Source organism: Cohnella sp. GbtcB17 (genome assembly GCF_019091135.1).
Lineage (GTDB): Bacteria > Bacillota > Bacilli > Paenibacillales > Paenibacillaceae > Cohnella.
This window is the reverse complement of sequence record NZ_JAGXJW010000042.1, coordinates 38,675-50,713: the sequence shown is the minus strand read 5'-3', so window position 1 is coordinate 50,713 and position 12,039 is coordinate 38,675. Positions and strand designations below refer to the sequence as shown.

The 12,039-nt window shown below is 60.9% G+C and carries 12 protein-coding genes; all 12 read left to right on the top strand.

What is annotated here, in order from left to right:
• Positions 1-19 precede the first annotated feature (19 nt).
• The 12 genes from hisF (at position 20) to KVT38_RS21885 (ending at position 11,992) form a co-directional block, all read left to right on the top strand.
• Positions 20-778, top strand: coding sequence for an imidazole glycerol phosphate synthase subunit HisF (gene hisF / locus KVT38_RS21940; RefSeq protein WP_090117086.1), 759 nt, complete (start codon positions 20-22; stop codon positions 776-778).
• Positions 775-1,434: a bifunctional phosphoribosyl-AMP cyclohydrolase/phosphoribosyl-ATP diphosphatase HisIE gene (hisIE, locus tag KVT38_RS21935; RefSeq protein WP_217595879.1), complete on the top strand. Its 660-nt coding sequence runs from the start codon at positions 775-777 to the stop codon at positions 1,432-1,434. The genes hisF and hisIE overlap by 4 nt, the downstream gene beginning before the upstream one ends.
• Before the next feature lie 236 nt (positions 1,435-1,670).
• Entirely contained in the window at positions 1,671-2,621 is a 951-nt protein-coding gene (locus KVT38_RS21930; RefSeq protein ID WP_217595878.1) for a ribose-phosphate diphosphokinase, read from the top strand.
• Between the two features lie 305 nt (positions 2,622-2,926).
• Positions 2,927-4,666 (top strand): tetratricopeptide repeat protein, encoded by a 1,740-nt coding sequence (locus KVT38_RS21925; RefSeq protein ID WP_217595877.1) that lies wholly within the window; start codon positions 2,927-2,929, stop codon positions 4,664-4,666.
• 57 nt (positions 4,667-4,723) lie between these two features.
• Entirely contained in the window at positions 4,724-5,674 is a 951-nt protein-coding gene (trxB, locus tag KVT38_RS21920; RefSeq protein WP_217595903.1) for a thioredoxin-disulfide reductase, read from the top strand.
• A gap of 84 nt (positions 5,675-5,758) precedes the next feature.
• The gene (locus tag KVT38_RS21915) at positions 5,759-6,709 is read left to right on the top strand and encodes an ROK family glucokinase (RefSeq protein WP_217595876.1); all 951 of its coding nucleotides are present in this window, start codon (positions 5,759-5,761) and stop codon (positions 6,707-6,709) included.
• Between the two features lie 80 nt (positions 6,710-6,789).
• Complete coding sequence (gene rapZ / locus KVT38_RS21910; protein WP_217595902.1) at positions 6,790-7,680, top strand: RNase adapter RapZ; 891 nt, start codon at positions 6,790-6,792, stop codon at positions 7,678-7,680.
• Positions 7,673-8,659 carry a gluconeogenesis factor YvcK family protein gene (locus KVT38_RS21905; RefSeq protein WP_217595875.1) on the top strand — a complete coding sequence of 329 codons (987 nt, stop codon included), beginning with the start codon at positions 7,673-7,675 and terminating at the stop codon, positions 8,657-8,659. The genes rapZ and KVT38_RS21905 overlap by 8 nt, the downstream gene beginning before the upstream one ends.
• Positions 8,660-8,666: 7 nt before the next feature.
• On the top strand, positions 8,667-9,602 hold the full coding sequence (gene whiA, locus KVT38_RS21900) for a DNA-binding protein WhiA (RefSeq protein WP_217595874.1): 936 nt from the start codon (positions 8,667-8,669) through the stop codon (positions 9,600-9,602).
• Positions 9,603-9,704: 102 nt separating this feature from the next.
• Positions 9,705-9,974 carry an HPr family phosphocarrier protein gene (locus KVT38_RS21895; protein WP_090117078.1) on the top strand — a complete coding sequence of 90 codons (270 nt, stop codon included), beginning with the start codon at positions 9,705-9,707 and terminating at the stop codon, positions 9,972-9,974.
• A gap of 134 nt (positions 9,975-10,108) precedes the next feature.
• The gene (locus tag KVT38_RS21890; protein WP_217595873.1) at positions 10,109-10,876 is read left to right on the top strand and encodes an SIMPL domain-containing protein; all 768 of its coding nucleotides are present in this window, start codon (positions 10,109-10,111) and stop codon (positions 10,874-10,876) included.
• A gap of 354 nt (positions 10,877-11,230) precedes the next feature.
• Positions 11,231-11,992 (top strand): MerR family transcriptional regulator, encoded by a 762-nt coding sequence (locus tag KVT38_RS21885; RefSeq protein ID WP_217595872.1) that lies wholly within the window; start codon positions 11,231-11,233, stop codon positions 11,990-11,992.
• Positions 11,993-12,039: the final 47 nt, after the last annotated feature.

The window sequence follows — 12,039 nt, the reverse complement described above, 5'->3', positions numbered from 1 at the left end:
AGGCAAAGGAGGCAAGCTTATGTTGGCAAAACGGATCATTCCCTGCCTCGACGTGAAGGACGGGCGGGTCGTCAAGGGCGTCAACTTCGTCAACCTGCGCGACGCGGGGGACCCGGTCGAGCTGGCCGAGATCTACGATCGCGAAGGCGCCGACGAGCTGGTGTTCCTCGATATATCGGCTTCGGTCGAAGGCCGCGCCACGATGGTCGACGTCGTACGGAGGACGGCCGGCGAGATCACGATTCCGTTCACGGTGGGCGGCGGCATCTCCGCGGTCGAGGACATGAAGCGGCTGTTGCGCGCCGGCGCCGACAAGATCGGGATCAACACGGCGGCGATTCGCAATCCGGATCTGATCTCGGACGGCTCGCGCGTGTTCGGGGCGCAGTGCATCGTCGTCGCCATCGACGCAAAGTACAACGCCGAGTGGGGCGAATGGGAGATCTTCACGCACGGCGGACGCAATCCGACGGGCATCCGGGCGGTCGCCTGGGCACAGGAAGCGGAGCGCCGCGGCGCAGGCGAACTGCTGCTCACGAGCATGGACGCCGACGGCACGAAGGACGGGTTCGACAACGCGCTGACGCGCGCCGTATCCGACAGCGTCGGCATTCCCGTCATCGCTTCGGGCGGCGCGGGCAACGCCTCGCATTTCGCGGACGCCTTCTCGCAGGGACACGCGGACGCGGCGCTTGCCGCGAGCATTTTCCACTATAAAGAAGTGACGATCCGCGAGGTGAAGGACGCCCTGCGGAGCCAAGGAGTGAATGTGAGATGAGCGAGACGCTGGCGGATTTGATCAAATGGGACGCGGACGGACTCGTGCCCGCGATCGTGCAGGACGCGGTCAGCAAGGAAGTTCTGATGATGGCCTATATGAACAAGGAGTCTCTTGCCCTGACGCTGGGAAAAGGGGAGACGGTATTTTGGAGCCGGTCCCGGCAGGAACTGTGGCACAAAGGCGCGACGAGCGGCAATACCCAGAAGGTCGTGTCCCTGCGCTACGATTGCGACGGCGACACGCTGCTGGTGCAGGTTGTCCCGAATGGCCCGGCCTGCCACACCGGCAGCTACAGCTGCTTCTATCGCGACGCGTCCGGCGAGCTGCAGCAGGAAGCGCTGCCTGCAGCCGATCGCTTCGCGCCGCTCACCGAGCTGGAATCGACGATCGCGAAGCGCCATGCCGAGCGGCCCGAGGGCTCCTACACGACGTATCTTTTCGACAAGGGTCTGGACAAGATTCTGAAAAAGATCGGCGAGGAGACCGCGGAGGTCATCATCGGCGCGAAAAACCACGACAAGGCGGAGACGCGCGCGGAAGCGGCCGATCTCATTTTCCATTTGATGGTGCTGCTGCGCCAGGAGAATATTCCGCTGGACGATGTGCTGAGCGAGCTTGAGTTCCGCCACCGCAAGCCGACTAAAAAGAATTGACCGCGCAGCCGCCGGTTTCCCGTCCCGCAAAGGACGCGGGGGCCGGCGGCTTGTCGTGCCGCGGTTAACGGCCAAGATTCGACGCGCGCGGCTCGAAAAGTGACGAAAATGTGCCAATTAAAGTGAATTACCAGTCGGGATATGACACAGAACCCTTTGGCTATCCTACCGGCGTCATGTATAATAGAGGGGATAAATGCGGCAAAGCCGCTAGTGAAAAATCTTGGAGGCGCACAATGTACAGCAGCAAGCTTCGTATTTTTTCCGGATCGTCGAATCCCGTGCTGGCGGAGAAGATCGCCGAGCAGCTCGGGCTGCCGCTAGGCAAGATTACGCTGTCTCGCTTCAAGAGCGGCGAAGTGTACGTGCACTACGAGGAGACCATCCGCAACTGCGACGTGTTCCTCGTGCAATCTTTGTCACATCCGATCAATGACTTCTTCGTAGAGCTGCTGATCATGATCGACGCGGCCAAGCGGGCATCGGCGCGTACGATCAACATTGTGCTCCCTTACTATGGATATGCCCGCCAAGAGCGCAAGGCCGCGCCGCGCGAGCCGATCTCGGCGAAGATGGTCGCGGACGTGCTGACGACGGTCGGCGCGACCCGCATCGTCACGATCGACCTGCACGCGCCGGCGATTCAAGGCTTCTTCAACATCCCGGTCGACCATTTGACCGCGCTGGACCTGATCAGCGACTACCTGCGGGCGAAGAACATCCGCAATCCGGTCATCGTCTCGCCGGACGCCGGACGAGCTTCCACGGCGGAGAAGCTGGCCAACCAGCTCGATTCTCCATTCGCGATCATGATCAAGAAGCGTCCCGCGCACAACGAATCGGTCATCACGCACGTCATCGGCGAGGTCGAGGGCTACACCCCGATCATTATCGAGGACATGATCGACACCGGGACGACGATCGTGAACGTCGTCGAAGGTCTCAAGGAGCGCGGCTCGGAGGACGTGTACGTCTGCGCGACGCATCCGCTCTTCTCCGCCAACGCCCTGCAGAAGCTCGATCATCCGAGCATCCGCGAGGTCGTCGTGACGGATTCGATCCTGCTGCCGAACGACCGCTCCGACCGCTTCAAGGTGCTGTCCGTAGCGCCGATGCTGGCCGAAGCGACCCGGATCATCACCGAAGGCGGCTCGATCAGCACGCTGTTCAAGACGGCCGGCGTATAACCCTAAGCAAAGCATGCTAGGCGCGGCAACCTGCGCGATTCGCGCGGGAGCCGCGTTTTTATTTGCTCCGCAGTTCCGTAGGGCGCGGTGAATACTGCGCTTCCTATACGCGCGGAACGACAGGCCGCGACACGCCCGGACGGTCCTTTTTCATTTGATGGATGGCATTGCTGTGTTATAATCGGTTTAACATGTTCCGGTCCGGCCGAGGACCGGCGGCTCGCCGCGAGAGGCAGCCAACGAATCGGGATTGTCAGGCGCAAGACGAACAAACTACTATACGACCGGGGGGAGGTGCCTTGACGATGAATCCGCGCAAGCGAGTGGTCGCCGGCCGCCGCACCAAAGTCATTCCGTTGTCGCTGGACGCGACGTTTTTCTTTGAGCGCGCCGTACAGTCGCTGGACCGCTATCATTACGACAAGGCGCTGAAGTATTTCCGCCGTGCCGTCGAATACGAGCCGGAGAATCCGGTGAACCACTGCAACATGGCGGGCATCCTGTCCGAGATGGGGCGCTACGAGGAGTCCAACGACATCCTGCGGTCGGTGCTGGAGCGCATCGATCCGGGCATGACGGAGTGCCATTATTATCTGGCGAACAACTATGCCAACATGGAGCTTTTCGAAGCGGCCGAGGAGTCGCTCGTCACCTACCTTGAGAACGATCCTGACGGCCAGTTCCTCGACGAGGCGGACGAATTGCTCGACCTGCTCGTCTACGAGCTGAAGCGTCCGACCAAGCTGTCCACGATCAAGGCCAAGGAGAGTCTCTACGAACACGACAAGGCCCGGGAGCTGTTGGAGGCGGGACGGTTTTCCGAGGCGGTGCGGCTGCTGGAGGACATTCTGGTCCAGAAGCCGGACTTCCTCGCCGCGCGCAACAACCTGGGGCTCGCCTACTATTATATGGGCCTGTTCGACAAGTCCGTGCAGACGATCGGCGAAGTGCTGAAGGCGGAGCCGGGCAATTTGCACGCGCTTTGCAACCTGGCGATCTTCTACCAGCACGTCAACCGGCGAGAGGATCTCGCATCGTTGCTCAGCCTGCTGAAGAAGACGATTCCGATTCATCCGGAGCACGTATTCAAGCTGGGCACGACGATGGGGATTGTCGGCGAACATCGCGAAGCCTACGTTCACTTCACCCGGCTCCTCCGCAAAGGCGAGCTGTCGGCCGAGCCGAGCCTGCATCACTTCGCGGCCGTCGCATCGGCGAACATCGGGCGGTTCGACGAGGCCGAGCGCCACTGGCTGCAGGCGAGGCGGCTCGACGCGTCGCCGGCCGTCGCTGATTTCTATTTGGGCAAATTGGCTAAGGTAAGACAGGGAGAAGCGAGTCCGCCGACCCAGTACCACTACCATATGCCGTTCGACGAGCAGTTCCGCGAGTGGGAAAAGCACCCCGAACGGATCTCCGAGACGCTCAAGAAGGATCCGCTCGTGCGCTCTTCGTTCTTCTGGGCGTTGCGACACGGCGACCGCCGGACGAAGATGCAGGTTATCCAGGCGCTGGGCCTGGTTGCCGACGAGGAGGTCATCGAAGCGCTGAAGGCGTTTCTCGTCGACGCGGAGGAAGAGGACGATCTCAAGCGCGTCGCCGTGCTGGTGCTGCGCTCGATCGGCGTCGAGGACGCGCTCGCGGTCGTCTTCGACGGCCGGCCGCTGATGCTCGACGCGAGGCGCAGATCCGCCAGGCTGCCCGTCTGGGACAGCGACTGGCAGGGCGTGCTGGAGCAGGCGATGGAGCGGATGGCCGGACGGTACGACGTCGTGCAGCAGCATGACATGATGACGCTGTGGGTCGACTATCTCTCGCGCGTCTATCCCGATGTGCCGAAGCTTCGCAATGCGGCGGGATGGGCCGCGGCGCTCGAATACTGGACGGCGAAAATGCACCGCAGGAGCATTACATACGCCGAGCTGATGGACGTATACGGCGCTTCGCAGGGGAGCATCAGCCGCTACGCGGGACGGATCGACGAGGCTTGCGGCATTCGCGAGAAGCTGAAGCTGACGAACCGCGCATTTCAGGATCGATCTTAAACCGAATCGATTCCTACAATCTCAAGATCAGGCCGAGGAGGACCAGGACGCATGACTATCTATAAGAGCATCGTAATCGGAACAGGACCGGCGGGCCTCACGGCTGCCATCTATCTGGCGCGCGCCAACATGAACCCGCTCGTCATCGAAGGCCCGGAGCCGGGCGGACAACTGACCACGACGACGGAGGTCGAGAACTTCCCGGGCTTCCCCGAAGGCATCATGGGACCCGATCTAATGGCGAACATGCGCAAGCAGGCGGAGCGCTTCGGCGCGCAGTTCCGCACGGGCTGGATCAACTCGGTCGAGCTCGGAGAGCGGCCGTTCACGCTCAACCTTGAAGGCGGCGAGACGCTGAAGGGAGAGAGCCTCATCATCTCGACAGGCGCATCGGCCAAGTATCTGGGCATCGCCGGCGAGAAGGACAACGTCGGACGTGGCGTCAGCACCTGCGCGACCTGCGACGGGTTTTTCTTCCGCAACAAGAAGATCATCGTCATCGGCGGCGGCGACTCCGCGATGGAGGAAGCGAACTTCCTGACGCGCTTCGCCTCGGAGTTGACGCTGGTCCACCGCCGCGAAGAGCTGCGCGCTTCGAAGATCATGCAGGACCGCGCGCGAGAGAATCCGAAGATCGCATGGGGACTCGACAAGACGCCGCTCGAGGTCGTCGCCGGCCCGCTTGGCGTCACCGGGCTGAAGGTCCGCGACAATAAGACGGGCGAAGAAGAAGTGCTGCCGACGGACGGTGTCTTCGTCGCCATCGGCCATACGCCGAACACGAAGTTCCTGGGCGGCCAGGTCGTGACCGACGAAAACGGCTATATCGTGACGAAGCCGGGCTCCTCCGAGACGAACATCCCCGGCGTATTCGCTTGCGGAGACGTGCAGGACACGAAGTACCGTCAGGCGATCACCGCAGCGGGCAGCGGCTGCATGGCGGCGCTCGATTGCGAGAAGTATCTCGAGGGCCATATGGTTCACGACTGGAGCCAGTCGCTAGGCTGATCGGCAGGATGAGGCGCGCCGGCCTGGAAGCCGGCGCTTCTCGCTTGATGACTTATCCATTACTTTCAAGAGGTGTCTAACACTATGTCTCAATCGCTATACGTTGGCGTCGACCTGGGCGGCACGACGATCAAGATCGGTCTGTGCAACCATCTCGGCGAGCTTCTGCGGACCTACGAGGGACCGACCGAGACCGAGCTCGGCACGGACCGCATTTTGGACAATATCGCGGCTTACGTGCATTCGCTCGTGCCTCCCGGCACGCCCGAGTGGGAGCAGGTCCACGGGATCGGCATCGGGATCGCGGGTTTCCTCGACATTCCGGGCGGCATCATCAAGTTCTCCGCCAACCTGCCTTTCCGGCAAGTGCCGGTCCGGCATATCATGGAGGAGAAGCTCGGCAAGCCGGTCAAGATCAACAACGACGCCAACGTAGCCGCGTTGGGCGAAGTATGGGGCGGCGCCGGCCGCGGGGTGCACAACTGCGTATGCTATACGCTCGGCACGGGCGTCGGCGGCGGCATCATCGTGAACGGCCGGTTGATCGAGGGCTTCAACGGCATGGCGGGCGAGCTGGGCCATATCTCCATCGTCCCGGACCTTGAAGCGATCCAGTGCGGCTGCGGCCAGATGGGATGCCTCGAGACGGTATCCTCGGCGACCGGCATCATCCGGATGGCGAACGACGCCGTCGCGCGCGGCGACCGCACGTCGCTGTCCCTGGTCGACAAGATCATGGCGAAGGATGTATTCGACGCCGCCAAGGCAGGGGACGAAGTGTCCCAGCGCATCGTCGCGCGGGCGGCCTTCTATCTGGGCAAGTCGATGGCGGCGCTCGCGGTCATCGTCAACCCGCAGCGCTTCATCATCGGCGGCGGCGTGAGCAAGGCCGGCGAATATTTGTTCGAGCAAATCCGCGAGACGTTCGAGAAGTTCTCGACGGATACGGCGAAGGAAGGCGTGGACATCGTGCCCGCCGAACTGGGCAACAATGCCGGCGTCGTCGGCGCGGCCGGACTTTTCTTATACGCTTAATTCGCTTGAGAGGCGCCTGCTTGTCCGGTCAACGGCGGTCAGGCGCTTCGCATGTGGCAGGGGGGATGCACGTGGACACTATGAACACGACGGTATCAAGACCGACGCTCGTCATCATCACGGGCATGTCGGGCGCAGGCAAGACGATCGCGGTGCAGAGCATGGAAGACCTCGGCTTTTTTTGCGTCGACAATCTGCCGCCGGTGCTGATCCCGAAGTTTGCCGAGCTGATCGATCAATCCCAGGGCCGGATCGGCAAGGTTGCGCTCGTCATCGACCTTCGCGGCCGGGAGTTTTTCACGGCGCTGTCCGAGTCGCTGAACTATATACGCGAGCATTACACGCTGCACTATGAGATCCTATTCCTCGACGCGACCGACTCCGTGCTCGTTCAGCGCTACAAGGAGACTCGCCGGCGGCATCCGCTCGCGCCCGAAGGCATGCCGCTCGAAGGCATCCATGCCGAGCGCAAGCTGCTCGAGGATCTGAAGGGCTGGGCGACGCAGGTCATCGACACGAGCAGCATCAAGCCTGCCCAGCTCAAAGACAAGATTATCTCCCGGTTCACCGAGGAAGGGCGCAATTCGCTCGCCGTCAACGTCACTTCGTTCGGGTTCAAGTACGGCGTGCCGATCGACGCCGATCTGATCTTCGACGTCCGCTTTTTGCCGAATCCGCATTACGTGGAAAATCTGCGTCCCAAGACGGGGCAGGATCCCGAAGTATACGACTACGTGATGAAGTGGCCGGAGACGCAGACCTTCCTGGCGAAGCTGCTCGACATGCTGCAGTACCTCATCCCGCTGTACCACAAGGAAGGCAAGAGCCAGGTCGTCATCGGCATCGGCTGCACCGGCGGCAAGCACCGCTCGGTCGCGCTCGCCGAATATCTCGGCCGCATGCTGAGCGCCGGCGAGACCGAGGCGGTCCGCGTCAGCCACCGCGACGCAGAGAGAGACCGTCATGGCTAAGCCGGGGCAGGGCGCCAGGAAGCCCCGCATCGTCGTCATCGGCGGGGGGACGGGATTGTCCGTCATGCTGCGCGGGCTCAAGCAAAAGCCGCTCGATATCACCGCGATCGTCACGGTCGCAGACGACGGCGGGAGCTCCGGCATCCTCCGTTCGGAGCTGCAGATGCCGCCGCCGGGCGACATCCGCAACGTGCTCACCGCGCTGGCGGATACCGAGCCGCTCCTGGCCGACATGCTGTCCTATCGCTTTATGGGCGGCGCGGGATTGGCCGGTCACAGCCTGGGCAATCTGATATTGGCGGCGATGACCGACATCTCGGGCGACTTCGTCGCCGGAGTGAGGGAGCTGAGCCGGGTGCTCGCCGTACGGGGCCGCGTGCTGCCGGCTGCCAACCAGGCGATCCTCCTCAAGGCCGAGATGGAGGACGGCAGCATTGTCGAAGGCGAATCGCAGATTCCGAAGTCGGGGCTGGCGATCCGCCGCGTCTTCATCGAGCCGGCCGACGTAGAGCCGCTCGAGGAGGCTGTTCAGGCGATTGCGGAAGCGGACGCCATTCTGATCGGCCCGGGCAGCCTGTATACGAGCATCATGCCCAACCTGCTCGTGCCCAAGCTGGCGGAGGCGATCCTGAACGCGCAGGCCGTTAAGATTTTCGTATGCAACGTTATGACTCAGCCCGGAGAGACCGATAATTATTCAGTGGGCGACCATCTGGACGCGATCCATGCGCACATCGGCCATCATTTATTCGATTATGTCATCGTGAACAACGGGGAGATTCCCCCGCAGGTGCATAGCATGTACGCGGAGCAGGGTTCGGCTGCCGTCCATCTGGACCTGGACGAGGTGGAGCGGCGCGGCTACAAGGTGATCGCGGACCGGCTGGTGCTGTTCCGAACGTATCTGCGCCATGACGCCGCCAAGCTGAGCGAGCACATTTACCAGCTGGTGGAAGACTGGATGCTGAGGAAGGAGTGAAGGCGACGTGTCGTTCGCGGCTCAGACCAAAAAAGAATTGACGCTCGTGGAGTCCGAAGGCTGCTGCGATATCGCCGAGCTGTCGGCGCTGATCCGGATGAACGGCGCGGTGTCGCTGACGAACAAGCGGATCGTGCTCGACATCTCGACGGAAAACGCGGCCATCGCCAGGCGCATTTATACTTTGATGAAGCGGCACTATCCCGTACCGACCGAGTTGCTCGTCCGCAAAAAGATGCGGCTCAAAAAAAACAACGTCTACATCGTTCGCGTGCCCGCGGGCGTCGAGCAGCTGCTCGGAGAGCTGAAGATCGCGAGCGCGGGCTTCCAGTTCAACTCGGACATCGACAAGGAACTCGTGCGCAAGCCTTGCTGTAAAAAAGCGTACCTGCGAGGCGCCTTCCTCGCCGGCGGATCCGTAAACAACCCGGAAGGCTCGTCTTACCATCTGGAGATCGCCTCGATGTACGAAGAGCATTGCAAAGCGCTCGTCGACCTCGCGAACAAGTTTCATCTGAACGCCAGGTTTATCGAACGCAAAAAAGGCTTCATCCTGTACATCAAGGAAGGCGAAAAGATCATCGAGTTCCTTAGCATCATCGGCGCGCACCAGGCGCTGTTCAAGTTCGAGGACGTGCGCATCATGCGGGATATGCGTAATTCGGTCAACCGGATCGTGAATTGCGAGACCGCGAACCTGAACAAGACGATCGGCGCTGCCGTCCGTCAGATCGACAATATCAAGCTGCTGCAAAAGGAAGTCGGACTCGAGAACATGCCCGACAAGCTGCGCGAGGTCGCGGAGATCCGGCTTATGCATCCCGATATGAACCTGAAGGAAGTCGGGGACATGCTCAAGGGACAGGTCAGCAAGTCAGGCGTCAATCACCGGCTTCGCAAGATCGACGAGTGGGCGGAAAAAATACGGGGCGGCGCTTTATAAGCCTGTGGCACAACCAAGCGCTCTAATGCTATAATAGATAACAAACCATGTGCGGTGGGTCCCGTGTACCGGGATGAGAACAAAGACAGGGGGATTCGTTCCATGACGAGACAGCCGGTTGTTGTTCGGCTTAAGACGGGGCTTCACGCCAGACCGGCGGCCTTATTTGTGCAAGAAGCCAATAAATTCTCCTCGGACGTGTTCGTGGAGAAGGAAGACAAGCGCGTGAACGCGAAGAGCATCATGGGTATCATGAGTCTGGCGATCAGCTCGGGCACCGAAGTATCCATCAGTGCCGAAGGTTCGGACGCAGAGCAAGCTGTAACCGCTTTAGTCCAACTGGTCAGCAAGGAAGAGCTGGAGAACCAATAAACCGCGAACAAGCAGATGCGCGAGCTCCCGGACGGGGGCTTTTTGCTTTTTTTTGAACTGTTTTATGGTTGACCTGCAACCTTTTGCCTATAATAGCCGTTGAGTAGACAAACCTGAATATGGAGGCGTCTATAATGGGTAAAAGGACCGTGCAAGTCGCATTGCTGGCCGTGACGATGGTGGCGGCAGGATGGTTCGGAGCGACGAAGCTGGGAGCGGATCAGGCAATGGCGGAGACGACAGGGGCCGTGCAGGCGGCAAGCATTCAAAACGCGGTAACGGTAGGGGCGGAAGGCTCGATTAAGGTGGATCCGGACGTGGCTTACCTGAGCTTCGGCGTGGACGCGCGAGGCAAGACGGCCCAGGAAGCGCAGCAGGCTTCGGCGACGAAGTTCGCGGCGGTCGAGAAGACGCTGTACGACACGTACAAGATCGATAAAAAGGACGTGCAGACGACTAACTTCGGCGTGCAGCCGGAGTACAACTACACGGAAAAAGAAGGCCAGGTGCTGAAGGGCTACCTCGCGACTCATTCGGTGCGGGTGGCGTATCGCGATCTCGCGGGCATCGGTAAGCTGCTGGACGCGGTATCCGCAGCGGGCGCGAACAGGGTGGACGGCGTGCAGTTCGGCACAGAGAAGCAGGATCAATACGAGCTTGAGGCGCTGAAAAAAGCGATGACCAATGCGGGCGCAAAAGCGTCGGTACTCGCGACGTCGGCTAGCCGCACGCTGGGCCCGGTCATCAACATCGTGCAGGGGAATGCGGCGAACGTGCCGATCGTGACGGCAACATTCGATCAGGCGAAGGCCGCTGAATCTGCCGCTGGTTTCTCGTCCTCCGTGCAAAGCGGACAGATCGAGATTTCGGCGAGCGTGACGGTGCAGTACCAATTGAAGTAACAGGCGTCGCGCGCGACTGAAGAGGAGCCGCTCTCCGGATGGAGGGCGGCTTCTTGGCATATGGAGGAGGCGGGGGAGGTTGTGGTTGACGAGGGAGAGGATGCCGAAGGGGGAGAGGGTCCGAAAGAGGAGAGGGGGCGAGATAGCCGGAAAAATCGGTTAACGGAGCGCGATTGCATGGATCTGGACCGAGTTAGCCGGAAAAACCGGCTAACAGCTGCGCGGTTGCTTGGATCGGAGCCGAGATAGCGGGAAAATCGGTTAACGATTGCGCGGTGCGAATGTTTTCGAGCAGGGTTGACTCTCCTCTTGGAGGAGGATTTAAGATCGAGATATCGATGAGGAGGTGTCCGCATGAAATTCACGGTCAAAGAAATGTCGGCATTGTCGAAGGTGACGATCAAGACGCTTCACCATTACCACAAGCTCGGCTTGCTTGTGCCGGTGGAAATTAGCGAAGCCGGGTACCGGTTGTACGGTCAGAAGGAACTCGAGCGGCTGCAGGAGATTTTGTTCTATAAGGAGCTTGATTTTCCGTTAGAAGAAATCAAGCGGTTGTTGGAGGGGGAGACTGACCGTCTACGCATCCTTGAAGGTCAACGCGAGCTCATCCGCGAGAGGAAGCGTCGGCTGGAGCGTCTGTCCGTCACGCTGGATTCTTCGATCGAATCGGAGCGGGAGGGCGCTGCTATGCCTGCGGCGTCATTGTTCGTCGGATTCGGTACGGCGGAAGAATGGGAAGCTGCGCTGGCGGAGCAGAGCAGGCATCTGAAGGAAACATACGACTTCGAGCTGCCCGGCGCGGATGCGATCGATCCTGAGCGAATGAACCGCCAAGCGGCAGAGGCTGCGCGATTTATGGAGGAGATGGCGCGGTCGCTTCGCGAGGGCCGGGCGCATGACGACGAGGAAGCACACACCCGAATTGAACGTCACCTGGCGGCGCGCGCGGCGGAAGGTCAGCCCGCCAGTCCGGAGGAATTCGCGGGACAGTGCCGTTTTTTCCTGGGCGATGCCTTCCATAGAGGAATGCTGGAGTCGATGCAGACCGGGCTGTCCTATTATCTGTGCCTTGTCGCCGAGTCGTATGCCGAAGCCGGTCGTCGAACGCCATGAAAAAAACCTCCTCCACCGCCGATGGATCGACGGTAGGGGAGGTTTTT

Excerpts from the sequence above, each read along its gene's own strand:
- KVT38_RS21905 (WP_217595875.1), top strand. The coding sequence starts at position 7,673 with ATGGCTAAGCCGGGGCAGGGCGCCAGGAAGCCCCGCATCGTCGTCATC.
- KVT38_RS21890 (WP_217595873.1), top strand. The coding sequence starts at position 10,109 with ATGGGTAAAAGGACCGTGCAAGTCGCATTGCTGGCCGTGACGATGGTG.
- KVT38_RS21895 (WP_090117078.1), top strand. The coding sequence starts at position 9,705 with ATGACGAGACAGCCGGTTGTTGTTCGGCTTAAGACGGGGCTTCACGCC.
- KVT38_RS21925 (WP_217595877.1), top strand. The coding sequence starts at position 2,927 with ATGAATCCGCGCAAGCGAGTGGTCGCCGGCCGCCGCACCAAAGTCATT.
- KVT38_RS21885 (WP_217595872.1), top strand. The coding sequence starts at position 11,231 with ATGAAATTCACGGTCAAAGAAATGTCGGCATTGTCGAAGGTGACGATC.
- KVT38_RS21930 (WP_217595878.1), top strand. The coding sequence starts at position 1,671 with ATGTACAGCAGCAAGCTTCGTATTTTTTCCGGATCGTCGAATCCCGTG.
- hisIE (WP_217595879.1), top strand. The coding sequence starts at position 775 with ATGAGCGAGACGCTGGCGGATTTGATCAAATGGGACGCGGACGGACTC.
- hisF (WP_090117086.1), top strand. The coding sequence starts at position 20 with ATGTTGGCAAAACGGATCATTCCCTGCCTCGACGTGAAGGACGGGCGG.
- KVT38_RS21915 (WP_217595876.1), top strand. The coding sequence starts at position 5,759 with ATGTCTCAATCGCTATACGTTGGCGTCGACCTGGGCGGCACGACGATC.
- rapZ (WP_217595902.1), top strand. The coding sequence starts at position 6,790 with ATGAACACGACGGTATCAAGACCGACGCTCGTCATCATCACGGGCATG.